Raw genomic sequence first — 25,903 nt, 5'->3', positions numbered from 1 at the left:
CGCCTACGATCGTCGCGTGACCACCGACGACCTGACCGCGCTCCGCCGCACCCGCGAGGCGCGGCGTGTGGATCCCGCCAACGCCCGCTCCTGGCTGCTGCTCAACGCGCTGCGCCACGACGACTTCGACGCCGCGCAGCTCTCGCGCGCCGACCAGCTGGTGCTCGACTGCGAGGACGCGGTCGACGAGTCCCGCAAGGACGAGGCCCGTCGCGGTGTCCTGGACTGGTTCGCCTCCGGCGGCCGCGCCTGGGTGCGCATCAACGAACGCGGCTCCGACGCCTGGGCCGACGACGTCCGTGCCTTCCGCGACGCCGAGGGCCTCTGCGGGGTGATGCTCGCCAAGACCGAGAGCCCCGACCAGGTGGTCGACACCGTGCAGCGGCTCGGCGGGCACCTTCCCGTGGTGCCCCTCGTCGAGTCGGCGCTGGGGATCGAGGACGCGGTGAGCATCGCCCGCGCCCCCGGTTCCTTCCGGCTCGCGTTCGGCTCGGGCGACTACCGGCGCGACACCGGCGCGGCCAACGAGCCGCTGGCGATGGCCTACCCGCGCTCGCGGCTCGTGACCGCCAGCCGGATCGGCGGCCTGCCCGGTCCCGTCGACGGTCCCACCGTGGGTTCCAGCCACCCCCTGCTGCGCGAGCAGTCGGGCGACGCCGTCGCGATGGGCATGACGGGGCGCCTCTGCCTGGACCTCGAGCAGCCCGCCGTGGTCAACGAGGTCCTGTCCCCCGCGCCCGCCGACGTCGCCTGGGCGTTCGACTTCCTCGCGGAGTTCGAGGCGTCCGGGTCGGTCATCCGCGACGGGTCCGACAAGCCGCGGCTCGCCCGCGCGCGTCTCATCACCGAGCGCGCCCAGCTGTTCCGCATCGACCCGAGCTGACGGGCGGGGCCCGGCCCGCGCCGTCGCCTCGGCGCGGCCGGCCGCGTCCCACGGCCCGGCGGTGCCCGCCACGGACCGCGCGGCGGTGACCGTCACGACGCCACCGTGCCCGACGTCGCAGGCCACCACCTGCGCGTGGTTCTGCCGGACGGCGCGCTCCGCCGTCGTGCAGGCGTCGTGTCCCCAGCGCAGCGCCGTCGCTCCGGCCAGCGCACCGAGATCCGCGGCCGAACGAGCCGCGGACCGCGCCTGCTGGGCCGCGCCCAGCGCCGCGACCGCCGTGCAGAGCAGAAGGACCACCGCCGCCAGCCCGAGGACGAGCACCGTGCCGGCGCCGCGCTCGCGGTCACTGCTCCTGGCACGAGGCGGACCCGTCATGGCTCTACCCAGGCGACGGCCTCGCCGGTCGCCCGCAGCGGCCCGTGGGCGAGCCAGCCGCCGACGACCGGCCGGGTGACGACCACCCGCACCCAGTCGCCCTCCTGGGTCACCGTGGCCTCGGCGTCGCCGCCGGCGACCCGTGCCACGGCGGAGCGCGCGGCGGAGAGGTCCCCGCTCACGGCGGCCTGCCGGGCTCCCGCCCGGGCCGCGTCCGCCGCGCGCAGCTGCGCGGTGGACGCGGCCGCGAGCGTGAGCACCGCGACCAGGAGCAGGGCGACCACCGGCATGCCGACGGCCAGCTCGGCCGTCACCGAGCCGCGTTCTCTCCGGTCGCGCGCGCTCACACCGACAGCGCCGAGCTGATGATCGACTCGAGCATGCCGCGCACGGCGTCGCTCTGGAGCACCAGGATGAGCAGCCCCGCGAACCCGACGGCGGCGATCGTCGCGATCGCATACTCCGCGGTGGCGAGGCCGGCCTCGGGGTCGAGCGCGTCGGAACGGCCGGTACCGGGCGCTCCCGCCGGAACCCCGGGGGCCAGGTCGTCGTCGACGCGCTGCGTCTTCTCGGTCATGCGTTCTCCTTTCTCCACCGGGCTCGCACCCGGCTTCCGCGCCTCCGGCCGGTCGACCGGAGGCGATCCGCCCGACCATCGGCCGGGTGGGCACGCTCAGCCGGACAGCAGGTCCACGCCGAGCGCGAGCAGCACGGGCACGAGCCCGACGAGCACGAAGGCCGGCAGGTAGCAGAGGCCGAGCGGCAGCACGAGCCGGACGGCCAGGCGTGCGGCCGCCGTCCGGGCGGCCGCCTGGCGCTCGTGGCGGTGCTCCGCCCCGGCGGCCCGCAGCGACTCGCCGGGTGCCGCGCCGTCGACCCACGCACCCCGCAGCGCACGCCGCAGCACGTCGAGCCGGTGCGGGGCCGCGGGACGGCCGGTCTCGCCACAGGCGCCGGCCCAGGCCGCGTCCCACCCGGCGCCCAGCCGGAGCGCCGCGGCCACCCGCGCGAGGGCGCGGCCGTCCGGACCGTCGACCGCCGCGGCCACCGCCTCCAGCGCACGCGGCACGCCCGCGCCGGACCGCACCGCTGCCGCGACCAGCTCGAGCAGGCACGGCACGTCCATCGACGGCGCCACCGGACCCTGCCCGGCCGGGTCGTCGCGCGGGGACGGGTCGGCGGCGAGCGTCGACACCCGACGGCTCGACGCACGTGCCGCCCACCGCCACGGCGACAGACCGGCGTAGGCGGCCAGGGCCACCAGCACGCCGAGAACGGCAGGGCTCATGGCGGTGCTCAGCACCGCAGGGCTCGTCAGCGTAGGGCTCGTCAGTGCGGCGCTCACGGACCTGCTCCCGCCGTCCGGGCAGTGGCGACGAGCCGCTGGGTCCAGGTCCGGCCGGCGAGGAGCGCGAGCACGCCGAGCAGGACCGCAGCGGTGCCGATCCCGCCGTCGGTGGCGGTACCGAGGGGGTCGGCGCCGAGCGCCGTCCCGAGGACCACGCCGAGCGCCGGCAGCCACAGCAGGACACGCGCCGTGGCCTGCGGTCCGGCGAGGGACGCCTCGCGTTCCGCGTCGGCCTCGGTCTGGGCGACGAGAGCTGCGCCGACGGCCTCCAGCACGCCTCCCAGGGGTGCACCGACCTCCCGGGCGAGCCGCGCCGCGGCGACGACGGCGTGCGCGGGCCGGGTACCCCCGACGGTCGCGGCCAGCGCCTCACGGTCGGGGAGGCCGTCGGCATCGACCGGTACTCCGAGCGCCCGCGACCAGGCCGCCGCCGGCGACGCGCCGGAACGCAGCAGTGCACCCACCTGGGCCACGGCCAGCCGCACCTGGTCCGCCTCGGGCTCGGACCGCCGCGTCAGTTGGCGCCACCAGCCGGCGCCCGGCCGGCGACCCGTGCGCGCCGTCGACGGGACGACGAGCGACGCCGCACGGCGACCGCCGGGCACCGTGACGCACCAGGCCGCGCAGGCCACACCGAGGCCCACCAGCGCCGTGCTCAGCACCGGCCCCACCGCCTCAGCAGGTCCTCCCAGCCGGGTCCCGGCGCCGGGTCCCCGGTCCCGGGGCCGTCCCAGGTCGCCACCGGACGGACCTCGAGCTCGCCCGGAGCGGCGAGCCGCACCACGGCCACCTGCGCCAGGTGCCGCACGCCTCGACGACGACGCAGGTGCAGCACCACGTCGAGGGCCGCGGCCGCCTGCGCGGCGACGGCGGCACGTGGCATCCCGGCCAGCGCGGCCAGCGCTTCCAGGCGGGCCGGGACGTGCTCGGCGGCGTTCGCGTGCACCGTGGCCATCCCGCCGTCGTGCCCGGTGTTGAGGGCGAGCAAGAGCTCCCGCACCTCGGCGCCGCGGCACTCGCCGAGGACGATCCGGTCGGGCCGCATCCGGAGCGCCCCGTGGACCAGATCGGTCAGGGTGACCTCGCCCGTGCCCTCCACGTTGGCCCGCCGGGCCGCGAGCGCCACCACGTGCGGGTGGACGGGCGCGAGCTCGCGGGCCTCCTCCACCGTGAGCAGGCGCTCGCCGGGCGGCACCAGGCCGAGGAGCGCGGCGAGCAATGTCGTCTTGCCCGTCCCCGTCCCACCGGTGACCAGCAGGTTGGCCCGCCCGGCCACGAGCCCGGCCAGGAGCGGCCCCCACGCGGCGGGCACGGCACCGCGGGCGGTGAGGGCCGGCAGGTCGAGCACGGCCTGGCGCAGCACGCGCAGGGCGATCACCGCACCCGCGGGTGCGATCGGCTCGACCGCGGCATGGAGACGGGTCCCGTCCGGGAGGCGCGCGTCGACCACGGGGCTGGCGTCGTCGAGTCGGGCCCCGGCGACGGCGGCCATGCGGACCGCGAGCGCCCGGACCTCCGCGGCGCCCGCCAGCCGCACGTCGCTGCGGCGCAGCCCGTCCCCCCGATCGACCCAGACCTCGTCGGGACCGTTGACGAGCACGTCGGTGACTCCCGGCTCCTCGAGGAGCGGCTGCAGCGGGCCGGCGCCGGACAGCTCGGCCCGCGCGGCGCGGGTGAGCTCGGCGAGCGCGTCGGAGCCGAGGACACGACCGCTGGCCCGCAGCGCGTCGGCGACCGCCGCGTCGTCGGGCGTGCCGGCCGCGGCGCCGAGGCGGGTGCGCAACCCGTCCAGGAGCAGGGGGTCGAGCACGGCTGACCGGCCGCCGTCCCCCGGTGCGGGTCCGGTGCCGGCGCGGCCCGGCCCGGCGGCCCTCACGCGACCGCCCCGGTGGTCGTGGCCGCCGCGACCGTCGCCCCGGACGTGCGGGCCGGGCGGGCGAGCGCGTCCACGAGCTGCTCGGCGGCCGCACCCAGCGGGGTGCGGCGTCCGGTGCGGGGACCGTCGCCGCGCTCGATCGCCGCGGCCAGGCGGCCGTCCCAGCTCACGGTGGCGACCGCCCGGCGGCCGAGCGCCCGCTCGACCCCGGCCGTGTCGACCCGGCCAGGGGCCGGTCGGCGGGGCACCACGTGCACGGGGGCGGTACCGAGCGCGTCGAGTGCCGCCAGGGTGGCCATCGCACCGGCCACCGCCGGCGCGGTGAGCGGGACGACGAGGACCACCGCGTCGGCGGCGGTCACGAGGGAGCGGGTCGCCTCGCCCCAGCCGGACGGCCGTGGCAGGTCGAGCACCACCCGATGGCCGGACCGCAGCAGCGCCGTCGCCACGTCCAGCACCACCGCGTCGTCGGGGCCGCCGTGGGGCGCCCGCTCTCGTGTGCCCGACAGCAGCGGCACGGCGCGCCAGCGCGGCAGTGCGGCCACGAGACCCTCCGCGTCGACGCTCCCCCGGGCGTCGGCCAGGTCTGGCCAGCGCGCACCGGGGTCGGCCTCGACCCCGAGCAGCACGTCGAGCCCTGCGCCGGGCACGTCGAGGTCCACGAGTGCGGCCGCGCCCACCCGCCGCCGCAGGCCACGTGCGAGCGCTGCGGCGAGCACGCTGGCGCCGGCACCACCGCACGCGCCGACGACGGCGGTGAGGCGGGCCGGCACCGGCCGCGGGGTGGTGGGTGGTTCGGTGGCGTGGTCCATGCCGCCACCCTGGAGCGATCGGAGGCTCCGCCGTCGGGTGGGTGTGCCCGGCGGTGGAACGACCCGCCTGGGGACGGACTCGCCGCGGGCTACACGCTCAGGGCGACCTGGCCTGCACGATGCAGTTCGCGCTCGCGACGCAGGGCGGGCAGGAAGCAGAAGACGCCGAGCACGCTCGCCGCGCCGCCGAGCACCATCGCCGTCGGGGTGGACAGCAGGTCGGCGGTCCAGCCGAGGGCGGGCGAGGCGATCGCATAGGTGGCGAAGGCCGTCATCGACGCCAGAGAGAGCACGGTCGAGCGGTTGCGCGACGCGGCCTCGCGGTGCAGCAGCGCGTTGTACAGGGGGCCCGCCGCGCCGTGCAGCGCGTAGGTGACGAGGTAGGCCACCACGAGGGCCGCCGGGCCGGCCACCAGACCCATCCACACCGCGCCGAGCCCGTTGAGGACGCGCGCCGCCATCGCCGCACGCACCACCCCGACGCGCCGGGAGGCCATGCCTGCGAGCGCCGAGCCGAGCGCGAAGACGCCCCACCCCACGGATGCCACCGGTCCCATGATCGCGCCGGCGCGCGCCTCGCTGCCGACGAGCTCGCCCAGCCGGATCGGCTGCAACGACTCGAACACGACCATCGCTGTCGACCAGAACACCTCGACGAGCAGCAGCCCGAGCAGCACCCGGTTGGTGGCGGCCAGGCGCAGCCCGTCGGCGACGACGGCGGGCGTCTGGCGGGCCGAGGCGAGCGCACGCCGGGCCGCTCCCCCGCAGCGGGCACCGCCGTCGGGCACCGGACGGACCTCCCGGAGCAGGAGGCACACCGCGACGAGGTGCACGACGGCGAGCCCGGCGTAGACGACGTACGGCAGGGTGAGCGCGGACCAGGCCGTCACGGGATGCCACCACACGAGGCCCCCCGAGACGAGCGCGCCGGACGCGACGGACAGGCCCACGACGCCGCCGTGCCGTGCCAGGGTGCGGTCGACGTCGGCGCCCGGGCTGGTCGCGTGGACGGTGTCGACGAACCAAGCCTCGAGCGGGCCGGAGTCCAGCGCCCGGAAAGCCCCCGTGGCGGCGGCCGCGACGGCGAACTGCCAGAAGCTGCCCGCCACGGCGAACACGGTCGCCGCGACCACCTGGGTCGCCGCGGCGGCGACGAGCACGGGCTTGCGGCCGAACGCGTCCGCGGTGCCGCCGGTCGGCAGCTCGAGCGCGAACACGACGATCCCGGTCACCGACGCGAGCGTCAGGGTCTGCGTCACGGTGAGCCCGCGCTCCACCGGGAGGAGGGTCGTCACGGCGACGACCAGGCCCACGGGGAACCAGCGGGTGGCGCTCAGCAGCAGGAAGACCCGGCGCGCGGCGGCCGGCGTGAGCCCGGTCACGAGCCGGCGTCCTCGGTGCCGTCGGCGCCTCCGGTGGCCGGCACGTCGTCCGGCTCGAGCGGGAACGACGTCATGTACAGGTGCAGGCGCCGCGCGCGGGGGTCCTCGGCACCCGCGTGGGCGTACCGCGCGACGACGGCGTCCAGCTCCGCCTGCATCTGGCGCGCCTGCTCCGGAGTCACCTCGACCCAGGCGTCGCCCATGCCGGAGACCTCCTGCCAGGGCATCGGCCAGGACTCGGCGACGTCGAGCCAGCGGGAGTACGCGACGTCGAACTGCCGGTGGTAGTCACGCACGAGCCAGCCGAGCGCCGTGCGGGCGTCCTCGTCGTCGGCGAGGTCGGCGTGGGACCAGGCGTGGCTCTCGGTCGCCGCCTGCCAGATGCGCTCCTTGCCGCGGCCGCCGCCGGTGTCCTCCACCAGCCCGACCGACTCCAGCTTGCGCAGGTGGTAGCTGGTGGCGCCCGTGTTGGTGGAGAGCTCGGCGGCGAGCGCCGTGGCCGACGCCGGGCCACCGCGCCGCAGGGCGCTCAGCAGGCGTGAGCGCAGCGGGTGGGCCAGGACCTTGACCGACTCGGCGGTGAGGTCGAGGCGGGTCCAGGGCTGCTCCGGGTTCGTGTCCATGCGTGCACAATAATCATGCACGACTCTTGTGCACAAGAGTTGTGCACCGCCTGGCAACCAGGACTACCAGCACCACCCCGAGCACCCCCAGCGCGAGCCCGGCCGCCACGTCGTGCACGTAGTGGACACCGGCGAGGACCCGGCCGGCGGCGATCGAGACCGCCACCGGCGCCACGAACCAGGCCGTCCGGGGTGCCGCGACGACGCACGCCGTCGCGAACGCAGCAGCGATCACCGCGTGGTTCGAGGGCCACGACCAGTCACCCGGAGGCGGGCAGGCGAGCACGGTCCGCACCACCAGGGCACGGCACGGCCGCTCCTCGGCGACCAGCATCTTGACGGCCTCGCTCGTCACATAGGCACCGACGACGCCGGCACCAGCAGCCGCCAGGGTCCAGAACACGCGGCGCCCCCGTCGCCACGACCGGACGACGAGCCACGCGGTCACGGCGACCAGGACCAGCAGGCCCTTCCCTGCCACCAGACCGGCCACGGGCCCCCACAGGGACGACGACCCGGCCGCGCCCGCCAGCGCGAGGTAGAGGGGATCGCGCACGGTGTAGGTCGTCGCCGACAGGAGCACGAGGATGCCGACGACCAGGCCGACCGGACGCAGGGCCACCACGGCTGGAGCGACACGGTCGCCCGAGGTGGGCGGGAGGCTTCGAGAGAACATGTCGACGGACGCTACGGAGCGCCCGGACGCGCCAGATCCCCCCGAGGGCACGACCCGGCTATGACCCTGGTCGTAGGCGGGCACGGCCGGGATCGTCCTCTCGGCGGACGCGTGCGGGCCCTCGGGTCGGCGATCATGGACGCATGGACGACCGCCCCCTCCCGGTGAGGCTGCGCCCGCTCGCCGGACCGGTCGCCGTCGTCGTGCTCGCCGGCCTGCTCGCGCTGCCGCAGCCCCGGCCGTGGACGTTTCTGCTGCTCGCGGTCGTCGCGTGCGCCGTCGGCCTGTCCGACGACGGCGCGCGGCGCGGCGCGGCGGCGTTCCTCCTGGCGACGGCGACGGTCATGCTCCTGACCCTCGCGCAGGGGAACGATCCAGCCGTGGCCGCCCGGGAGATGTTGTTCGCCTCCGTACGCGGCGGCGTGCCGTGGCTCGTCGGCTACGCGTGGCGGCTGCGCACCCAGGTGCGCCGCCAGGCGGTCGAGCGGCTGGCCCAAGAGCGGCACGCGCGCCGGGATTCCGCGCGGCGGCGGCGCGACGCCGAACGACTGGCGCTCGCCGAGTCCCTGCACGACCACCTGGGCCACGACCTCAGCCTCGTCGCGCTGCAGCTCGGCCGCCTCGAGCTCGACCCGGACCTCACGGGACCCGCCCGGGACCGGGTGGCCGCCGCCCGCCGCCAGCTCGCTCGTGCGGTCGACGGCCTCGGCACGTCGGTCGACTCGCTGCGCAGCGGTGCCGCGCCCGGCCTGGCGCGCTCCGACGACGTCGTCGCCCTGCTCACCGAGGCCCGGCGTGCCGGCGCCGCCGTCAGCGTCACCGGCCTGTCCCACGAGCTGCCCGGGACGGCCGACCGGGCGTCGCTCGTGCGGGTGCTGCGGGAAGGCCTGACCAACGCCGTCCGGCACGCACCCGGGCAGCCCGTGACCGTCGCGGTCGCCGGCGAGGGGCCGCTGGTGGTCACCGTCCGCAACCCGTTGGCCCCGCACCCGCCCACCGGCCGGACGTCCGGGACCGGGCTGGCCTCTCTCACCGGCCACCTCGAACGGGCCGGGGGCACGCTCCACGCCGGCGACGACGGCGAGACCTTCACGCTCCGCGCTACCGTCGCGACGCGCCGGCCCGCCGAGGCCTTCACCGACGACTCGCGCCCGGACGACGGAGCAGACGATGACGACCACGAGGACGACGACGGGCCGGAGCGCGAGGCAGCACTGCTGTCCGGGGCGCGGCGGCGCGGCCGGGTCGTCCTCCTGGCGGCCACCGTGGTGATCGTCGCGGCCCTCGGCGCCGTCGAGGCCTTCACCCTGGTCGAGGCCCACCGTGCTCTGCTCCCCGAGCAGGACTTCGCCCGGATCGAGATCGGGGACGCCCGCGACGACGTCACCCACCTGCTGCCCGAGCACGAGCTGCTGCCCCCTCCCGCTGCCGAGGCGGGGACGACGTGCCACGACTACGCGATCACGACCGCCAGGTTCGACGACGCCTCCGGCGACGTCCACCGCGTGTGCTTCACCGACGGCGTCGTCGCCTTCGCCGGTCGTCTCGCCCCGGCAGACCGGTGACGGGGTCCGACGCCCGGCCGGAGGCGCGACCGGTCCGGGTGCTGGTGGCCGACGACGAACCACTGACGCGTGCCGGCGTCGTCGGCATCCTGCGGACCGATGCGGGGATCGATGTCGCGCGCGAGGCCGGCGCCGGGGACGAGGCCCTCGCGGCGGCCCGGGCGCACCGGTTCGACGCGCTGGTCCTCGACGTCCGCATGCCAGGACTGTCCGGACTCGAGGTGCTGGCCGAGCTGCGTCGCGAGGGGTCGGGAGCACCGGTTCTGTTCGTCACCACGTTCGGTGAGGACGACTACGTCGCCGAGGCCCTGGCCCTGGGTGCGGACGGGTTCGTGCTGAAGTCCGGTGACCCGCGCGAGCTGCTGCTGGGCGTGCACGCCGTGGCCGGCGGCGGGGCGTTCTTCTCCCCCGCCGTGGCCCGCCGCCTGCTCACCGTGCGACGCACCGCCGCCCTCGACGCGGCACATCGCGCCAGAGCACGGTTCGCTCGGCTCACGCCGCGCGAGCAGGACGTGCTCCGGCTCGTCGGACGAGGCCTGACGAACACCGAGATCGCGGCGGCGCTGCATCTGGCCGAGGGCACCGTCAAGGTGCACGTCACCTCGATCCTGCGGACCACCGAGGTGCGCAACCGCGTCGAGGCGGCGCTCGTGGCGGTACGGGCCGACGAGGTCTGAGCCGCAGGCCGTAGGCTCTGTCGGGTGATCAACCCGTCGCCGGCCACGCCTCCGCCGCAGGGGCGGGCGCGGTCACGGGCGGGCCACCGGGTGGCGGCGTTCTTCGACCTGGACAAGACCGTCATCGCGACCAGCTCCACCGCGGCGTTCTCCCGGTCGTTCTTCGCGGGCGGGCTCATCACCCGCGGCGACGTGCTGCGCAGCGCCTACGCGCACTTCCTGTACATGGCGAGCAACGCGGACGCCGACCAGACGGAGCGGATGCGCCAGCACCTGTCCGAGCTCGCGACGGGGTGGGACGTGGCCAAGGTCGAGCAGATCGTCGCCGAGACGCTCCACGAGCACATCGACCCCTACGTCTACGCCGAGGCGGTCGACCTCATCGCGGAGCACCACGCGATGGGCCACGACGTCGTGGTGGTCTCGGCGTCGGGCACGGAGCTCGTGGAGCCGATCGCCGCGATGCTGGGGGCGGACCACGTGGTGGCCACCCGGATGGAGGTGGCCGACGGCCGGTTCACGGGCGAGATCGACTTCTACGCCTACGGGGAGAACAAGGCCACGGCGATCCGGGAGCTGGCGGCCGCACGGGGCTACGACCTGCAGCGCTGCTACGCCTACTCCGACTCCGTCACGGACGCCCCGATGCTGGCGGCCGTCGGGCACGGGTTCGCCGTGAACCCGGACCGCGGGCTGCGCCGGCTCGCGGCACAGAACGGCTGGGGCACGCTCACGTTCAACCGGCCGGTCGCGCTGCGTCCCACGATCCGCCCGACGCCGGTGCTCGCAGTGATCGGGACGCTCGCCCTCGCAGGGCTCGCCTGGACGTGGTGGCGGCGGTGGCGACGCCGGACCGGACACCCGGCTCCTCTTGCGGACCGTGGTGGCTCGGCGTTCCATGGAGACATCAGGACGGTGCACGGGACCCACGCACAGACAGTCCACTGAGGACTCGTCGAGCGGGCTTGTCCCGGTACGACGACGCGAGGACCACGCGCCTGCTACCCGCGGACCGTCCGGCGAGAGCGGCGCTCGGTGGACCGATCCCGGGCGCCGCCCTCGTGCGCGGAGGCCTTCGCTCGCCGGAGCCCTCGTGCGCCGAGCTCGTGCGACCGGCCGGCCCGTGACCGCTCGGGAACTCGCCGCGACCGCTCGGGTATCCCAGCCGACCGCTCGCCGGAGAGCGCCGGCGCCTACCCCCGGCGACCGATAAGTCATCTCCCCTTACTATGGTCCCCGCCAGGCGTGATCTGCACCACGACGCAGGTCTACACTCCCCAGAGGGCGGCCCTCGGGCGCCCCACGGACGGAACGCGACGACGCGGAGGAACCCAGTGACCGACAGCCACTCCACCAGCCCGAGCCTGGAGAACCTGCTCCACGAGACCCGCGCGTTCCCGCCGAGTCCCGAGTTCGCCGCCCAGGCCAACGCCCAGCCGTCGATGTACGACGAGGCCGCCGCCGACCGCGTGGAGTTCTGGGCCCGGCAGGCCCGCGAGCTCGTCTCCTGGAAGACGCCCTTCACCCAGACGCTCGACTGGTCCGGGGCCCCCGTGGCGAAGTGGTTCGCCGACGGCACCCTCAACGCCGCGTACAACGCCGTCGACCGGCACGTCGAGGCCGGGCTCGGCGACCGGGTCGCCATCCACTTCGAGGGCGAGCCCGGCGACACCCGCACCGTCACCTACGCCGACCTGCAGCGCGAGGTCTCCCGCGCCGCCAACGCGCTCGCCACCCTGGGCGTCGAGTCCGGCGACCGCGTCGTCATCTACCTGCCGATGCTCGTCGAGTCGGTCGTCGCGATGCTCGCCTGCGCCCGGCTGGGAGCCGCGCACTCCGTCGTCTTCGGCGGGTTCAGCGCCGACGCGCTGCGCAGCCGCATCGCCGACGCCGGCGCCAAGCTCGTCATCACGGCCGACGGCGGCTACCGCCGCGGTGCGCCCAGCGCGCTCAAGCCCGCCGTCGACGCGGCGCTCGCCGCGAAGGAGGGCGAGCCGGCCACCACCGTCGAGCACGTGCTCGTCGTGCGACGCACCGAGCAGGACGTCGAGTGGACCCAGGGCCGCGACGTCTGGTGGCACGAGGCCGTCGAGGCCGCCGACACGTTCCACGAGCCCGCGTGGGTCGACGCCGAGCACCCGCTGTTCATCCTGTACACCTCGGGCACCACCGGGAAGCCCAAGGGCATCCTGCACACCACCGGCGGCTACCTCACCCAGACGGCGTTCACCCACAAGAACGTGTTCGACCTCCAGGCCGAGTCCGACGTCTACTGGTGCACCGCGGACATCGGCTGGGTCACGGGCCACTCGTACATCGTCTACGGCCCGCTGCTCAACGGGGCCACCCAGGTGATCTACGAGGGCACCCCCGACACCCCGCACCGCGGCCGCTGGTGGGAGATCGTCCAGAAGTACGGCGTCTCGATCTTCTACACGGCCCCCACCGCCATCCGCGCCTGCATGAAGTGGGGCGAGGAGATCCCGGCCGAGTTCGACCTGTCCTCGTTGCGCGTGCTCGGGTCCGTGGGCGAGCCCATCAACCCGGAGGCCTGGATGTGGTACCGCCGCGTCATCGGCTCGGACCGCACCCCGATCGTCGACACGTGGTGGCAGACGGAGACCGGCGCCATCATGATCTCCCCGCTGCCCGGCGTCACCGCGACCAAGCCCGGCTCCGCCCAGGTCCCGCTGCCCGGGATCGCGGCCACGGTGGTCGACGACGAGGCGAACCCCGTGCCCGACGGCGGCGGCGGGTACCTCGTGCTGTCGGAGCCCTGGCCCTCCATGCTGCGCGGCATCTGGGGCGACCTGCAGCGGTTCAAGGACACCTACTGGTCACGGTTCCCGGGCATCTACTTCGCGGGCGACGGCGCCAAGAAGGACGAGGACGGCGACATCTGGCTGCTCGGCCGCGTGGACGACGTCATGAACGTCTCGGGGCACCGGCTGTCCACCACCGAGATCGAGTCGGCCCTGGTGTCGAACGAGCTCGTCGCGGAGGCCGCCGTCGTCGGCGCCGCGGACGACGTCTCCGGCCAGGCCGTCGTCGCGTTCGTCATCCTGCGCGGCGAGCACGCCGACGAGGCGGGCACCGACGAGGGCTCGGCCCGCATCGAGAAGACCCTGCGCGACCACGTCGCCCAGGAGATCGGTCCCATCGCCAAGCCGAAGCGGATCCTCGTGGTCGCCGAGCTGCCGAAGACCCGTTCCGGCAAGATCATGCGCCGCCTCCTGCGCGACGTGGCCGAGAACCGGGAGGTCGGCGACGCCACGACGCTGGCGGACTCGTCGGTCATGAACCTCATCCAGGCGGGCCTCGCCAAGCCCGCGGAGGACTGAACCGCTCCCGCCCGGCCCGTGCCGCCGTCGACGACGGCGGGGCCGCCCGCCGAGGAAGCACCACCTCGGCGGGTGGCCCCGTGGCTCGGCATGGAGAATGACGACGTGCGCTTCCCCTTCCCGATCGAGATCCATCCCTTGACCGTCGCGTCGCAGGACGCCGTCCGGGAGCTCGCGGCCGCGGCCGAGGCCCACGACGGCGTGGCCCCGCTCTCGGAGCAGCCGCTGCTGCGCCTCGGGGACGACCACCCGGACCTCACGCACGTGCGCGTGCAGACCCGGACCGGCGCCACCACCGGCTACCTGCAGGTGGACCGTGGCGGCGACGTGGCGAGCGCCGAGCTCGTGGTCCACCCCGACCACCGCCGCACCGGCATCGGCACGATCCTGCTGCGCACGGCCGAGCGCGACGCCCGCCTGCCCGACCGCTCCGGCGCCCCCGACCAGCGCGGCAAGGCGCTGCGCGTCTGGGCGCACGGCGACCTGCCCGCGGCCCGCGCGTTCGCCGCGGCGCGGGACTACGCGAGCGTGCGCGAGCTGCTGTTCCTCGCCCTCGCCCTCGACGACGTCCCGGCGGCGCCGGAGCCCCCGCAGGGCTACCGGCTCCGCACGTTCCGGCCGGGGTCCGACGACGAGGCATGGGTCGCGCTCAACGCCCGGGCGTTCGCGGACCACCCGGAGCAGGGCCGCCTGACCGTCCACGACCTGCACGCGCGCGCGGCCGAACCCTGGTTCGACGCCGCCGGGTTCTGGCTGCTGGAGGGCCCCGACGGCCACCTCGCCGGCTCGGTCTGGACCAAGGTGCCCACCGGCCAGCCGGACGACGCGCGCGACGGCGAGATCTACGCCGTCGGCGTCGACCCGGCCGCGCAGGGCCGTGGCCTCGGTGCCCTGCTCACCGCGGCGGGGCTGCACCACCTGGCGTCCGTGGGGTGCACCCGGGCGGTGCTCTACGTCGACGGCGACAACCCTGCCGCCCTGGCGACGTACGAGCGGGCAGGTTTCGAGCGCGCGGCGATCGACGTCCAGTACGCGCCGCACGTCACCCACCGTTCATCAAACGATGCCAACATGGGGTCATGACTGCGTCCAGCCCGCGCACCGCCCGGCGTGACTCCCGCGGGCGGTTCGTCGCCGCGGCCACCGCCAGCACGTCCGAGACACGCACGACCGCAAAGGCAGGACCGCACCGCATGGACCCCCAGCTCGCCGCTCACATCGCCGAGCACATCGCCGAGGACACCGACGACACGACCGACCACGTCGAGATCGTCGCGCCGGAACCCACCCCGCTCCCGGAGGACCGGTTCGCGGACCGTGAGCTCAGCTGGCTGGCCTTCAACGAGCGCGTGCTGGAGCTGGCCGAGGACGCTTCCATGCCTCTGCTGGAGCGCGTGCGGTTCCTGGCGATCTTCGCCTCGAACCTCGACGAGTTCTTCATGGTGCGGGTGGCCGGCCTGAAGCGCCGCATCGCCACCGGCATCGCCGTCACCGCGGCGTCGGGCCTCAACCCCCGTGAGGTGCTGCAGGGCATCGGCGAGAACGCGCACCGGCTGATGGAGCGGCACGCCGCCGTCTTCCGCGGCGACGTCCAGCCGGCGCTCGCCACCGAGGGCATCACGATCGTGCACTGGGACGAGCTGCTCGACAAGGAGCAGCAGCGGCTGCACAAGTTCTTCCGCAAGCACATCTTCCCGGTGCTGACCCCGCTCGCCGTCGACCCCGCACACCCCTTCCCCTACATCTCCGGCCTCTCGCTGAACCTCGCCGTCGTCGTCGAGAACCCGCTGACCGGCAAGGAGCACTTCGCGCGGGTCAAGGTGCCGCCGCTGCTGCCCCGGTTCATCGCCGTCGACGACCGCGGGCGCCCCAGCGCGCCGACCCCGACGCAGGCGGGCGGCACGCAGAAGTCGTTCGTCCCGCTGGAGGAGGTCATCGCCCACCACCTGGACCACCTCTTCCCCGGGATGGAGGTGCGCGAGCACCACACCTTCCGCGTCACGCGCAACGAGGACGTGGAGGTGGAGGAGGACGACGCCGAGAACCTCCTGCAGGCCATGGAGAAGGAGCTGCTGCGGCGCCGGTTCGGCCCGCCGGTGCGCCTCGAGCTCGCCGGTGGCATCTCGCCGCGCATCCGCGAGCTGCTCGTGCGCGAGCTCGGCGTCGTCGAGGAGGAGGTCTACGAGCTGGACGGCCCGCTGGACCTCACGGGCCTCAACGTCATCGCGGACATCGACCGGGCCGAGCTGCACTTCCCGCCGTTCATCCCCACCACGCACCGCCAGCTCGCCGAGGTGGAGTCGGCGATGCCGGGCGACGTCTTCGCGGCGATCCGGGAGCGCGACGTCCTGCTGCACCACCCGTACGACTCGTTCTCGACGTCGGTGCAGACCTTCCTCGAGCAGGCCGCGGCCGACCCCAAGGTCCTGGCGATCAAGCAGACGCTGTACCGCACCTCGGGCGACTCCCCCATCGTCGACGCCCTCATCGACGCCGCCGAGGCCGGCAAGCAGGTGCTCGCGCTGGTGGAGATCAAGGCCCGGTTCGACGAGCAGGCGAACATCTCCTGGGCCCGCAAGCTCGAGCAGGCCGGCGTGCACGTCGTGTACGGCATCGTCGGCCTCAAGACCCACTGCAAGCTGTCCCTCGTGGTCCGGCAGGAGTCCGACGGGCTGCGCCGGTACTGCCACGTCGGCACGGGCAACTATCACCCGAAGACGGCGCGGCTCTACACCGACCACGGTCTGCTGACCTGCGACCCGGACGTCGGCCAGGACCTCACGCGCCTGTTCAACCAGCTGTCCGGCTACGCGCCCCGCTCGCGGTTCCACCGCCTGCTGGTCGCACCGCGCACCGTGCGGTCCGGCCTCATCGAGCGCATCGACCGCGAGGCCGCCGCCGCCCGGGCGGGCCACGAGGCGTGGGTGAAGATCAAGGTCAACTCCGCCGTCGACGAGGCCACCATCGACGCGCTCTACCGGGCGTCGCAGGCCGGCGCCAAGGTCGACCTCGTCGTGCGCGGCATCTGCGCCCTGCGCCCGGGGGTGCCCGGGCTGAGCGAGAACATCCGGGTGCGGTCCCTCCTGGGCCGGTTCCTGGAGCACTCGCGCATCTTCGCGTTCGCGAACTCCGCGGGCCCGGCGATCGGCGAGGGGCCCGAGACCGGTCCGGAGGTGTTCATCGGCTCCGCCGACCTCATGCACCGCAACCTGGACCGCCGGGTCGAGGCCCTGGTGCGCATCAGCGACGAGGGCCAGGTCCTCGAGCTCCTCGAGCTCATCAACGAGTCGATGTCCGACAAGACAGCCTCCTGGCACCTGCAGCCGGACGGCACGTGGCTGCGGGCGGCAGGACCGGACGGCCGGCCGCTCGCCGACCTGCAGTCACAGCTCGTCCGCCGTCACCGCCGTCGACCCAGCATGACGCGCTGATCCCACCGATGGTCTCCGCACCGCAGTCGCCCCGCCCGCTCCGCACCGCGACGCCGTTCGTCGACCCCCTCGGGGCCACGTCCGTGCAGCACGCTCCCGTCATCGAGACGGCCGGCGCGCTCGTGTGGCGCATCCGGCACAAGAAGCTCCAGGTGCAGCTCGTGCACCGCCCTCGCTACGACGACTGGTCGTGGCCGAAGGGCAAACACGAGGAGGGCGAGTCCCTCGCCACGACGGCGGTGCGCGAGGTCGCCGAGGAGACGGGTCGCGCCGTGGTGCTGGGCCTGCCGCTGCCCGGCCTGCAGTACCTCACGCCCGAAGGGCGCGTGAAGCGCGTGCACTACTGGGCGGCGCGGCGTGCGGCCTCCGAGCGCGACGCGCGCCCGCTCGCCGCCCGGTCCCCCGTCGCCGCGGTGGACAAGCACGAGATCGACCGGTGCGAGTGGGTCGACGCCGACGTCGCCGGCGAGCGGCTCACCCGGGCGACCGACCGGGGACCGCTGGACGCCCTGGTCGAGGCCGCGCGCGAGGACCACCTCGCCACCCACGCCGTCGTCATCGTGCGGCACGGCCGGGCGCTGCCCCGCGCGGCGTGGTACGGCGCCGAGCAGGAGCGTCCGCTCACACCGGTCGGGCACGCTCAGGCGGCCGCGCTGGTGCCCGTGCTCGCGGCCTACGGCGTCGACTCCGTGGTCTCCAGCCGGTGGGAGCGGTGCGCGACATCGATCGACCCCTACGTGCGGGCGTCCGGCGTCCGCCCCGAGTACAGCGACAACCTCGGCGAGGCGCAGCACGAGCGGTCGCCCGCGCGCGTCGCCGGCGCCGTGCGGGACCTCCTGGAGTCAGGCCGGTCGTCGGTGCTGTGCACGCACCGGCCCGTGCTGCCGACGGTCCTCGACGTGCTCGGGCAGCACTCGCGCCGTGCGGTGGCAAACGCGCTGCCCCGGCGCGACCCGTACCTGGAGCCCGGCGAGGCCCTCGTCGCCCACGTCGCCACGACGGGCCGCGGCCCGCGGGTGGTCGCGGCCGAGCGCGTCGCGCCGCCGGTCTTCTGAGCCGGGCTCAGCTCCCGAGGACGCCCAGCAGGAGCCAGGTGGTCCCGGCGGCGAGGAGGCCTGCCGCCGGCGCGGTCAGGAGCCAGAACACGGCGATCGTCCGGGCCACCCCCCAGCGCACCGCGGAGAGCCGCCGCGTGGAGCCCACGCCGACGATCGCGGCGGTGATGGTGTGCGTGGTGGACACCGGGGCGTGGAGCACGATCGAGCTGACGTACAGCACGATGGCGGAGACCGACTCGGCGACGAACCCGCGCGCCGGGTCGATCTCGATGATCCGCCGTCCCAGGGTGCGCATGATGCGCCAGCCGCCGGCGTAGGTGCCCGCGGCCATCGCGGTCGCCGCCGCGAGCTTGACCCACAGCGGGATGCCCTCGACGGGGGTGACGGCGCCGACGGTGAGCAGCGCCAGCCACACGACGCCCATGGTCTTCTGAGCCGACTGGAGACCGTGCCCGAGGGCCACGGCCGCGGCCGACGCCGTCTGCGCGATCCGGAAGCGCCGGTTCACCCGCGACGGCGCCGCGTTCCGGAACGCCCAGAGCAGGGCGACCATGAGCGCGAACGCCGCCACGAAACCGATGACGGGCGACACGAGCAGCGGGAGCACCACGCGGTCGAGGACCTCCTCGCCGTGCACGACCATGCCGCCAGCGAGCCCGGCGCCGAGGAGACCTCCGACGAGCGAGTGGGTCGACGACGTCGGCATGCCGAACCACCAGGCCACGAGGTTCCACGCGATGGCGCCCAGCAGCGCGCACAGCAGGACGCCCAGGGCGTCGACGGCAGGCGCACCGTCGAGGTCCACGATGGAGGTCGCGATGGTCTCGGCGACGGACGTGCCGAGCAGGGCGCCGACGAAGTTCATCGCGGCGGCCATCGCCACCGCGATGCGCGGCGTGAGCGCCCGGGTCGAGATCGAGGTCGCGACGGAGTTCGCCGCGTCGAGGAACCCGTTCGTGTACGCGAAGCCGAGCGCCACGACCACGACCACGACGACGAGGGCGAGCTCCACGCTCACGACTCCTTGAGGACGATCGTCTCGACGAGGTTCGCCACCTTCTCGAAGGCGTCGGTGGCCTCCTCGAGGATGTCGACGACCTCCTTGAGCTTGATCAGCAGGATCGGGTCGGCCACGCGGTCGAAGAGGTGCGCGAGCAGCGTGCGGTGCAGCTTGTCGCCCTGGTTCTCGAGCCGGTTGATCTCGACCCAGTACTCGGGGAGCTGGTCGAGCTTGCGCAGGCGCGGCATCGCGTCGGCCGTCAGCTCGGCGCAGCGCAGCAGCACCTGGATCTGCTCCGAGACCGCCATCGGCAGCTCGTCGATCTTGTACAGGACGATGAGGTGCCCCGCCTCGTCCATGGCGTCCATGCAGTCGTCGAGCGCGGAGGCGAGGCTGTAGATCTCGTCCCGTCCGAAGGGCGTGACGAACGTCTTGTTGAGCCGCCGCATGATCTGGTGCGTGGCATCGTCCGCCTCGTGCTCGGCCTCGGTCAGCCGCCCCACGATCTCCTCACGCTCGGGGCGCGACGCACCGAGGAGCTCGGCGAGCAGCGTGGCTCCGGTGACGGTGTGTCCGGCCAGGACGGCCAGCAGGTCGAAGAAGGTGGTGTCGCGCGGTGTGAGGCGCAGGCGCACGTGAGGCTCCCGGTGAGGAAGGACGCTCGGTCAGACACAGAGTAGATCCCGCCCCGCGGCCGGGCTAAATCGACCGTCCGGTGCGTTCCGGCTCCGGACGCAGAAGTGCGACGCCGGACCGGGAGCGCCTCTCGGCGCGTGGCCGCTCGTAGCGGCTGAAGATGGAGCCCGGGGCTACCGCGGTCCGACGTCGCGCGTCCATCGTACGACCGCTCCCCTCAGTCGAGCGAACCCGCACGCCAGAGCGCGGCGGCGTGCTCGAGCTCCCCGGCGGTGCCCACCAGGTCGGCCGCTCCGCGCGTCATGCGCGCCGCCGCCTCCGGGTCGGCGACCTCCCGCGCGTCGGCGTCGTAGGCGGCGCCGGTCGCCAGGATGCGGCAGAACGCCGCCGCCCGTTCCAGGGCGACCGCGAGGTCACCGGCGTACACCCCGGAGAGCACCGTGTCGGCCAGCTGGCGCAGGTCCGACGGCGTGGGCGGGCGCGGGACGCCGGCCACGACCTCCTCCACGGGCGCCACGTCGACGCCGAGCCGGTAGCGCAGGCCGATCGTGCGGGGGTCGCGCCGGACCCACTCGCGCAGCGCGTACAGCCGCCAGAGCGCTCCCGGCAGGGTCGCCGGCGCGGCGTCCGACCAGAGCTCGGCGACGACGTCGAGGCCCTCGTCCTCGACGAGCCGGACGAGGCGGGCGACCACCTCGGGATCCTCGGCCGCGCGGGCGCGGTGCACGACGGCGCGGGCGGTGGTGTGCGCCACCTCGTCGCGCCGCGCAGGGTCGAGGGCGCCCGCCAGGGCGTCGGCGTCGCGCGGGTCGAGCATGGCCGGGCGACGGAAGCGTCGGTCGTTCACCCGCCCAGTCTCGCAGGTCCGGTGCGACGGGCGACGGCGCAGGTGGGCGCCCGATCCCCTGTGGGGATCGCCACGGGCGCTCGCCGTGCTCGCTCGGCGCAACGCTCCTAGCATGCAGGGGACGGCCCCGGGACCGGGACCCGAGAGGAGTTTGGTGATGACCGCATCCGCACCCAGCGGCGCCGGAGCACGATCGGCGCACCGCAAGGCGATCGGCCTGTCGTTCGCCGCCGCCGTCGGTGGCTTCCTGTTCGGATTCGACTCGTCGGTGATCAACGGCGCGGTGTCGGCGATCGAGGGTGAGTTCGAGCTCGAGGCCACGGTCACCGGCCTCGTCGTGGCGGTCGCGCTCCTGGGTTGCGCCCTGGGCGCCTGGGGCGCCGGCCGGCTCGCGGACCGCATCGGTCGCGTCAAGGTGATGCTGCTGGGAGCGGGCCTGTTCCTGTTCTCCGCGGTGATGTCCGCCCTGGCCTGGACCGCGCTGGACCTGTCGCTCTGGCGGTTCCTGGGCGGCATCGGTATCGGTATCGCGTCGGTCATCGCGCCCGCCTACATCGCCGAGATCTCCCCGGCGTCGATCCGCGGCAGCCTGGCCTCGCTGCAGCAGCTCGCCATCACGGTGGGCATCTTCGGCGCGCTCCTGAGCGACCAGATCCTGGCGAGCAGCGCCGGCGGCGCGTCGGAGGAGCTGTGGTTGGGCTGGGAGGCCTGGCGGTGGATGTTCTTCGTCGAGGCGGTCCCGGCCGTCGTCTACGGGTTGCTGGCGCTGCGCATGCCGGAGTCGCCGCGCTACCTGGTCGCCAAGGGTGACGTCGGCGAGGCACGCAGCGTGCTCGCCTCGGTGCTCGGGCCGCAGGAGGACGTCGACGACCGGATCGAGGAGATCAAGCGGTCGATCGCCGTCGACGAGAAGAACGCCGACCTCGGCTCTCTCAAGGGCAAGGGGTTCCTCGGCCTGAAGTCCATCGTCTGGGTGGGCATCCTGCTGGCGATCTTCCAGCAGTTCGTGGGTATCAACATCATCTTCTACTACTCCACGACGCTGTGGCAGGCGGTCGGGTTCGACGAGTCGCAGGCGTTCCTCGTCTCCACCATCACCGCGATCACGAACATCGCGGTGACCTTCATCGCGATCGCCCTCATCGACAAGGTCGGGCGCCGTCCGATGCTGCTCATCGGGTCGGCCGGCATGGCGGTCTCGCTGCTGACCATGGCCGCGGTGTTCACGCAGGGCACCACCACGGTCGACGCCGCGGGCGAGTCGACGCTGTCCCTCGGTGACCCGTGGGGCACCATCGCGCTGATCGCCGCGAACGCCTTCGTCGTCTTCTTCGGCGCCACGTGGGGCCCGCTCATGTGGGTGATGCTGGGCGAGATGTTCCCGAACCGGATCCGCGCCGCGGCGCTGGGTGTCGGCGCGGCGGCCAACTGGCTGGCGAACTTCACCATCACGCTGACCTTCCCACCGATGCTGTCGGCGTTCGGCCCGGCGGTTCCGTACGGCATGTACGGACTCTTCGCCGTGATCTCCTTCTTCTTCATCTGGTTCAAGGTGTCGGAGACCAAGGGCAAGGAGCTGGAGGACATGACCGAGGACGTACGTCACCGCGTCTGAGCCACCCTCGCCACGGCCACGGCGGTCCGTCCCTCCCGGGGCGGGCCGCCGTCGTCGTCCCCCGCCCCCCGCCGAGGTAGTGCGCCGGTCACCGAGGTAGCAACGCCCGGCCCGAGGTAGCGCCCCGCCCGCCGAGGTAGCAACGCCCGGCCCGAGGTAGCGCCCCGCCCGCCGAGGTAGCAGCGCGCGGCGCGAGGTAGTGCCCGACGGCGTGGGGTAGCGCCGGGCGGGAACGCCAAAGCCGGGTGTCGGGTCCCGTGCACGGTCGTCAGTCCCGAAGTGGAGGGCGCCCTGCGCCCGTGAACGCGACCGTGCACGGGACCCGCCACCCGGCGGCACCCGAACCGCCCTGGGCTGCCCACTACCTCGCGACGCGAGCTACTACCTCGCGCAACGCAGCGCTACCTCGGCACGAGCGCCACTGCCTCGCGCAACCCCGCACTACCTCGCGGGAATGTTCCGGCGAGACATTTGCTTGACGCAAGCATCCATCATATGGTGCCCGAGGCAACGAAAGGGGTCGACGTGTCGGAACGTGCCTCCACAGCACTCGTCGCAGCGCTCGAGTCCCTCTCGCGCGCCCAGCGCGAGGCAGCGGCCCGAATCGCACGCGACCTCGACTGGCCGCGCTCCGGGCTCGGCATCGTGCGCATGGTCCGGGCGCGCGGCGCGGTCCAGCTCTGCGAGGTGGCCGAGGCCCTGCGGGTCGACGCCTCCGTCGCCAGCCGCCAGGTCAGCGCCCTGGTCGACGCCGGCTACGTCCGCCGCACCGTCGACCGCGCCGACCGACGCGCCCGCACCCTCGAGCTCACCGACGCCGGGCACGCGTTCGCCGCGGAGTCCGACCGCTACTTCGACGACTTCGTCGACGAGGCCTTCGCGGACTGGTCCGCGGCCGACCTCACCGACGCCATCACCCAGATCCGCAACGTCGCGGCCGCCATCAGCTCAGTGACCCAGGAGGCCCCGTCCCGATGACCGACACCACCAGCTCCACCCCTGCGACCGATCCTGACGTACCGCTCGTCGACGCCCTGGCCGACGACAACCCGGCGATGACGCGCCGCGAGACCCTCGAGGCGCTCTCCGGGATCCTGCTCGGCGTCTTCGTCTCGCTGCTCGCCACCACGATCACCTCGACCGCCCTGCCGCGCATCGTCGCGGACCTCGGCGGGTCGCAGCACTCCTACACCTGGGTCGTCACGGCCATGCTGCTGACGATGACCATCTCCACCCCGCTCTGGGGCAAGCTGGCCGACCTGACGAACCGCAAGGTCCTCATCCAGGTCGCCCTGGTCATCACCGTGGTCTCCGCCGCGGCCGCCGGGTTCTCCCAGGACATGACGACGCTGATCACCTTCCGTGCCCTGCAGGGCGTCGGCGCCGGCGGGCTGATGTCGCTGGCGACCGTCCTGATGTCCGACATCATCAGCCCGCGCGAGCGCGGCAAGTACATGGGTCTCATGGGCGGTGTCATGGCCGTCGCGCAGATCGGCGGCCCGCTGCTCGGCGGCGTCATCACGGACTCGTTCCTCGGCTGGCGCTGGACGTTCTTCGTGGGCGTCCCCTTCGCGATCGCGGCCCTCATCGTGCTGCAGAAGACCCTGCACCTGCCGCCCCGGGACCAGCGCAAGGTCACCATCGACTACCTCGGCGCCACGCTCATCGCCCTCGGGGTCGCGCTCCTGCTGGTCTGGGTCACCTTCGCGGGCGACCAGTTCGCGTGGGCGTCCTGGCAGACCGCCGCGATGGTGGGGGCCGCCGTCGTCTCCCTCGCCGTGGCGGTGCTGGTGGAGCGCAAGGTGGCGGAGCCGATCATCCCGCTGCACCTGTTCCGCAACCGCACCTTCGTGCTGTCGATCGTCGCCTCCGCGGCCGTCGGCGTGGCCATGTTCGGCACCGCCGTCTTCCTGTCGCAGTACCTGCAGCTGGCCCGCGGCAAGACGCCCACCGAGGCAGGCCTGCAGACCATCCCGATGGTCGTCGGCACCATGCTCGGAGGGATCGTGCTGGGGCGGATCATCTCCCGCACCGGCCGCTACAAGGCGATCATGGTCGGCGGCGCCGCGGTGCTGTCGCTCTCCCTGTTCGGCATGTCCACCATCAGCACGGACACGAGCTTCGTCATCATCTCCGTCTACCTGTTCGGGCTCGGGCTGTCCGTGGGCGCGCTCATGCAGAACCTGGTGCTCGCCACGCAGAACACGCTCGACGTCCGCGAGATGGGCGCGGGCACCGCCACCGTGGCGTTCTTCCGGTCGCTCGGGGGCTCGGTCGGCGTCTCCGTGCTCGGCGCGATCCTCGCGCTGAACGTCAAGGACGACATCGCCGCGGGCCTGGCACGGCTCGGCGTCCCGGCGTCCGCCATGGGCGACTCCGCCGGCGCCGTGCCGGACATGTCGCAGCTGCCCGCACCGGTCGCCGACGTCGTCGCCAACGCCTACACCGACGGCATCACGGGGATCTTCCTCATCGCCGTGCCGATGGCGCTGGTCGCCCTGGTGGCGATCTGCTTCATCCGCGAGATCCCGCTCGGGGAGCGCTCCGGCATCCAGCAGGCCCGCGACCTGACCGCTGGGCAGCCGGCCACCGAGCGCTGAGCACCGAGCACCGAGCACCGGACCTGGCCCGGCGGTCAGGCTCCGTCGAGCCAGGCTCCCGGCCCGGGGAGCAGCGCTTCCGCCTCGGTCCAGAACTCCTCGGGCAGCGGTGCGGCGCAGGCCTCCAGCGTCTGCGCCACCCGCTGCGGCCGGGAGATCCCGACGATCGTGGAGGCCACCCGGGGGTCGCGCACCGAGAACTGCAGCGCCGCCGTCGGCAGCGTCGTGCCGAACCGGGTGCACAGCGCGCGCAGGGCGTCGACGGCGGCGAGCGTCTCGGGCGGCGCCTCGCGGTAGCCGTACCGCCGGGCGCTCGGCCGGTCCGACGACGGCGTCTGCTGCGCGAGGATGCCACCGCCGTAGACGGCCGCGTTGAGCACGCCGATCCCCCGCTCGGCCGCCGCGGCGATCAAGGAGCCGGCCGAGCGGTCCACGAGCGTCCACCGGTTGTGCACCAGCAGCACGTCGAAGACCCCGAGGTCCAGGTACCGGCGCATCTCGGGCACCGGGCCTCCCGCGAGGCCGATCGCGCCGACCTCCCCGGCGTCGCGCAGCGCCACCAACGCGTCGACCGCACCACCCGGAGCGGTGAGCTCGCCGATGTCGAAGTTCTCCGGGTCGTGCAGGTGCACCAGCGGCAGGTGGTCCAGGCCGAGCCGCTCGCGCGACTCGTCCACCGAGCGCCGCACCCGGTCTCCCGAGTAGTCGCCGTCGCGCGGGTCGACCTTGGTCGCGACGACGACGTCGTCCGGCAGCGCGCCGTGCCGCTCGCGGTAGGCGGCGAGCCCGAGGCCGACGCGTCGCTCGCTCTCGCCGTCGGAGTAGCCGTTGGCCGTGTCGAGGAACCGGACCGGGGACCCCAGCACGGCCAGCACGGTCTCGACGGCCTGCTCGGTGACGACGTCGTAGCCGAACAGGCCCGGCATCGAGCCGAGCGGGCCGCCGCCGGAGCAGACGGCGCTCACGGTGAGGCCCGTCCCGGGCAGCGGCCGCTGCCAGCCGGGGGCGTCCGGGGCCGGGACGGCGTGCGGATCGGGGACGCGGTGCGGGGTGGTGGCGCTCATGCCAGGAGCGTAGGGGCGCCTTTTCACCCGGCGCGAGCGCGGAATCACCCGAATCGTGACCTGGAGAAGGCCCCGCAGGCCTCCGGACGAG

General features: G+C 74.3%; 24 protein-coding genes and 1 pseudogene. 11 read left to right on the top strand and 14 right to left on the bottom strand.

From position 1 onward, the window contains the following. Positions 1 to 16: 16 nt before the first annotated feature. The gene (locus tag BCL65_RS02085) at positions 17 to 883 is read left to right on the top strand and encodes an HpcH/HpaI aldolase/citrate lyase family protein (protein WP_181340694.1); all 867 of its coding nucleotides are present in this window, start codon (positions 17 to 19) and stop codon (positions 881 to 883) included. 18 nt (positions 884 to 901) lie between these two features. Here BCL65_RS02085 and BCL65_RS02080 read toward each other — a convergent pair. The 10 genes and pseudogenes from BCL65_RS02080 to BCL65_RS02035 all read right to left on the bottom strand — a co-directional run. Next, a pseudogene (locus BCL65_RS02080) lies at positions 902 to 1,261 on the bottom strand (Rv3654c family TadE-like protein); the annotation flags it as partial. Next, a complete protein-coding gene (locus tag BCL65_RS02075) occupies positions 1,258 to 1,608 on the bottom strand; it encodes a TadE family type IV pilus minor pilin (RefSeq protein ID WP_106264694.1) in 351 nt (116 codons plus the stop codon). The gene BCL65_RS02075 and the pseudogene BCL65_RS02080, both read right to left, overlap by 4 nt. Next, on the bottom strand, positions 1,605 to 1,838 hold the full coding sequence (locus BCL65_RS02070) for a DUF4244 domain-containing protein (protein WP_106264692.1): 234 nt from the start codon (positions 1,836 to 1,838) through the stop codon (positions 1,605 to 1,607). The genes BCL65_RS02075 and BCL65_RS02070 overlap by 4 nt, the downstream gene beginning before the upstream one ends. Positions 1,839 to 1,934: 96 nt before the next feature. After that, positions 1,935 to 2,606 carry a type II secretion system F family protein gene (locus BCL65_RS02065; protein WP_243400791.1) on the bottom strand — a complete coding sequence of 224 codons (672 nt, stop codon included), beginning with the start codon at positions 2,604 to 2,606 and terminating at the stop codon, positions 1,935 to 1,937. Further along, a complete protein-coding gene (locus tag BCL65_RS02060) occupies positions 2,603 to 3,271 on the bottom strand; it encodes a hypothetical protein (RefSeq protein ID WP_243400790.1) in 669 nt (222 codons plus the stop codon). Before BCL65_RS02060 ends, BCL65_RS02065 begins: the two co-directional genes overlap by 4 nt. Next, positions 3,265 to 4,419 (bottom strand): TadA family conjugal transfer-associated ATPase, encoded by a 1,155-nt coding sequence (locus BCL65_RS02055; RefSeq protein WP_106265163.1) that lies wholly within the window; start codon positions 4,417 to 4,419, stop codon positions 3,265 to 3,267. The genes BCL65_RS02060 and BCL65_RS02055 overlap by 7 nt, the downstream gene beginning before the upstream one ends. 62 nt (positions 4,420 to 4,481) lie before the next feature. Next, on the bottom strand, positions 4,482 to 5,297 hold the full coding sequence (locus BCL65_RS02050) for a pilus assembly protein FlpE (RefSeq protein WP_181340693.1): 816 nt from the start codon (positions 5,295 to 5,297) through the stop codon (positions 4,482 to 4,484). 89 nt (positions 5,298 to 5,386) lie between these two features. Next, on the bottom strand, positions 5,387 to 6,679 hold the full coding sequence (locus BCL65_RS02045; protein ID WP_106264690.1) for an MFS transporter: 1,293 nt from the start codon (positions 6,677 to 6,679) through the stop codon (positions 5,387 to 5,389). Further along, positions 6,676 to 7,302 (bottom strand): ArsR/SmtB family transcription factor, encoded by a 627-nt coding sequence (locus BCL65_RS02040; protein ID WP_106264688.1) that lies wholly within the window; start codon positions 7,300 to 7,302, stop codon positions 6,676 to 6,678. The genes BCL65_RS02045 and BCL65_RS02040 overlap by 4 nt, the downstream gene beginning before the upstream one ends. A gap of 13 nt (positions 7,303 to 7,315) precedes the next feature. Continuing rightward, positions 7,316 to 7,978, bottom strand: coding sequence for a phosphatase PAP2 family protein (locus BCL65_RS02035; RefSeq protein WP_106264686.1), 663 nt, complete (start codon positions 7,976 to 7,978; stop codon positions 7,316 to 7,318). Positions 7,979 to 8,121: 143 nt separating this feature from the next. Here BCL65_RS02035 and BCL65_RS02030 point away from each other — a divergent pair, with 143 nt between their 5' ends. The 7 genes from BCL65_RS02030 to BCL65_RS02000 all read left to right on the top strand — a co-directional run bounded on the left by BCL65_RS02030 (position 8,122) and on the right by BCL65_RS02000 (position 18,047). Beyond that, positions 8,122 to 9,543, top strand: a complete 1,422-nt coding sequence (locus BCL65_RS02030; RefSeq protein WP_106264684.1) for a sensor histidine kinase — start codon at positions 8,122 to 8,124, stop codon at positions 9,541 to 9,543. Next, positions 9,540 to 10,220 (top strand): response regulator, encoded by a 681-nt coding sequence (locus BCL65_RS02025; RefSeq protein WP_106264682.1) that lies wholly within the window; start codon positions 9,540 to 9,542, stop codon positions 10,218 to 10,220. Before BCL65_RS02030 ends, BCL65_RS02025 begins: the two co-directional genes overlap by 4 nt. A gap of 27 nt (positions 10,221 to 10,247) precedes the next feature. Then, positions 10,248 to 11,168 (top strand): HAD family hydrolase, encoded by a 921-nt coding sequence (locus BCL65_RS02020; RefSeq protein ID WP_106265162.1) that lies wholly within the window; start codon positions 10,248 to 10,250, stop codon positions 11,166 to 11,168. A gap of 386 nt (positions 11,169 to 11,554) precedes the next feature. Next, a complete protein-coding gene (gene acs / locus BCL65_RS02015) occupies positions 11,555 to 13,561 on the top strand; it encodes an acetate--CoA ligase (RefSeq protein WP_243400789.1) in 2,007 nt (668 codons plus the stop codon). A gap of 90 nt (positions 13,562 to 13,651) precedes the next feature. Further along, complete coding sequence (gene mshD / locus BCL65_RS02010) at positions 13,652 to 14,644, top strand: mycothiol synthase (protein ID WP_165799939.1); 993 nt, start codon at positions 13,652 to 13,654, stop codon at positions 14,642 to 14,644. Positions 14,645 to 14,754: 110 nt separating this feature from the next. Then, on the top strand, positions 14,755 to 16,992 hold the full coding sequence (locus BCL65_RS02005) for an RNA degradosome polyphosphate kinase (protein ID WP_106265159.1): 2,238 nt from the start codon (positions 14,755 to 14,757) through the stop codon (positions 16,990 to 16,992). A gap of 8 nt (positions 16,993 to 17,000) precedes the next feature. Beyond that, the gene (locus BCL65_RS02000) at positions 17,001 to 18,047 is read left to right on the top strand and encodes an NUDIX hydrolase (protein ID WP_106264679.1); all 1,047 of its coding nucleotides are present in this window, start codon (positions 17,001 to 17,003) and stop codon (positions 18,045 to 18,047) included. A gap of 7 nt (positions 18,048 to 18,054) precedes the next feature. Here the strand turns inward: BCL65_RS02000 and BCL65_RS01995 are convergent, their stop codons facing one another. From BCL65_RS01995 to BCL65_RS01985, 3 genes are all read right to left on the bottom strand, one after another. Beyond that, positions 18,055 to 19,062, bottom strand: coding sequence for an inorganic phosphate transporter (locus tag BCL65_RS01995; RefSeq protein WP_106264677.1), 1,008 nt, complete (start codon positions 19,060 to 19,062; stop codon positions 18,055 to 18,057). A 2-nt stretch (positions 19,063 to 19,064) separates the two neighbouring features. Beyond that, positions 19,065 to 19,685, bottom strand: coding sequence for a DUF47 domain-containing protein (locus BCL65_RS01990; RefSeq protein WP_106264675.1), 621 nt, complete (start codon positions 19,683 to 19,685; stop codon positions 19,065 to 19,067). A gap of 218 nt (positions 19,686 to 19,903) precedes the next feature. Beyond that, positions 19,904 to 20,503, bottom strand: coding sequence for an amino acid synthesis family protein (locus tag BCL65_RS01985; RefSeq protein WP_106264673.1), 600 nt, complete (start codon positions 20,501 to 20,503; stop codon positions 19,904 to 19,906). A gap of 187 nt (positions 20,504 to 20,690) precedes the next feature. Between BCL65_RS01985 and BCL65_RS01980 the strand changes: the two genes are divergently transcribed. The 3 genes from BCL65_RS01980 to BCL65_RS01970 all read left to right on the top strand — a co-directional run bounded on the left by BCL65_RS01980 (position 20,691) and on the right by BCL65_RS01970 (position 24,748). Beyond that, the gene (locus BCL65_RS01980; RefSeq protein ID WP_106264671.1) at positions 20,691 to 22,148 is read left to right on the top strand and encodes a sugar porter family MFS transporter; all 1,458 of its coding nucleotides are present in this window, start codon (positions 20,691 to 20,693) and stop codon (positions 22,146 to 22,148) included. Positions 22,149 to 22,673: 525 nt separating this feature from the next. After that, the gene (locus BCL65_RS01975) at positions 22,674 to 23,126 is read left to right on the top strand and encodes a MarR family winged helix-turn-helix transcriptional regulator (protein ID WP_243400788.1); all 453 of its coding nucleotides are present in this window, start codon (positions 22,674 to 22,676) and stop codon (positions 23,124 to 23,126) included. Further along, the gene (locus BCL65_RS01970; RefSeq protein ID WP_165799938.1) at positions 23,123 to 24,748 is read left to right on the top strand and encodes an MDR family MFS transporter; all 1,626 of its coding nucleotides are present in this window, start codon (positions 23,123 to 23,125) and stop codon (positions 24,746 to 24,748) included. The genes BCL65_RS01975 and BCL65_RS01970 overlap by 4 nt, the downstream gene beginning before the upstream one ends. A 35-nt stretch (positions 24,749 to 24,783) precedes the next feature. On the opposite strand, the gene BCL65_RS01965 is transcribed toward BCL65_RS01970, so the two are convergent. Next, positions 24,784 to 25,812 carry an aldo/keto reductase gene (locus BCL65_RS01965; RefSeq protein ID WP_106264668.1) on the bottom strand — a complete coding sequence of 343 codons (1,029 nt, stop codon included), beginning with the start codon at positions 25,810 to 25,812 and terminating at the stop codon, positions 24,784 to 24,786. Between the last annotated feature and the right edge of the window lie 91 nt (positions 25,813 to 25,903).

The sequence above is a fragment of the Isoptericola halotolerans genome (assembly GCF_003003075.1).
GTDB classification, from domain to species: Bacteria; Actinomycetota; Actinomycetes; order Actinomycetales; family Cellulomonadaceae; genus Isoptericola; species Isoptericola halotolerans_A.
This window is presented reverse-complemented; position numbering and strand designations above follow the sequence as displayed.

Excerpts from the sequence above, each read along its gene's own strand:
- BCL65_RS02070 (WP_106264692.1), bottom strand. The coding sequence starts at position 1,838 with ATGACCGAGAAGACGCAGCGCGTCGACGACGACCTGGCCCCCGGGGTT.
- BCL65_RS02050 (WP_181340693.1), bottom strand. The coding sequence starts at position 5,297 with ATGGACCACGCCACCGAACCACCCACCACCCCGCGGCCGGTGCCGGCC.
- BCL65_RS02040 (WP_106264688.1), bottom strand. The coding sequence starts at position 7,302 with ATGGACACGAACCCGGAGCAGCCCTGGACCCGCCTCGACCTCACCGCC.
- BCL65_RS02035 (WP_106264686.1), bottom strand. The coding sequence starts at position 7,978 with ATGTTCTCTCGAAGCCTCCCGCCCACCTCGGGCGACCGTGTCGCTCCA.
- BCL65_RS02030 (WP_106264684.1), top strand. The coding sequence starts at position 8,122 with ATGGACGACCGCCCCCTCCCGGTGAGGCTGCGCCCGCTCGCCGGACCG.
- mshD (WP_165799939.1), top strand. The coding sequence starts at position 13,652 with ATGGAGAATGACGACGTGCGCTTCCCCTTCCCGATCGAGATCCATCCC.
- BCL65_RS02005 (WP_106265159.1), top strand. The coding sequence starts at position 14,755 with ATGGACCCCCAGCTCGCCGCTCACATCGCCGAGCACATCGCCGAGGAC.
- BCL65_RS02000 (WP_106264679.1), top strand. The coding sequence starts at position 17,001 with ATGGTCTCCGCACCGCAGTCGCCCCGCCCGCTCCGCACCGCGACGCCG.
- BCL65_RS01985 (WP_106264673.1), bottom strand. The coding sequence starts at position 20,503 with ATGCTCGACCCGCGCGACGCCGACGCCCTGGCGGGCGCCCTCGACCCT.
- BCL65_RS01980 (WP_106264671.1), top strand. The coding sequence starts at position 20,691 with ATGACCGCATCCGCACCCAGCGGCGCCGGAGCACGATCGGCGCACCGC.
- BCL65_RS01970 (WP_165799938.1), top strand. The coding sequence starts at position 23,123 with ATGACCGACACCACCAGCTCCACCCCTGCGACCGATCCTGACGTACCG.
- BCL65_RS01965 (WP_106264668.1), bottom strand. The coding sequence starts at position 25,812 with ATGAGCGCCACCACCCCGCACCGCGTCCCCGATCCGCACGCCGTCCCG.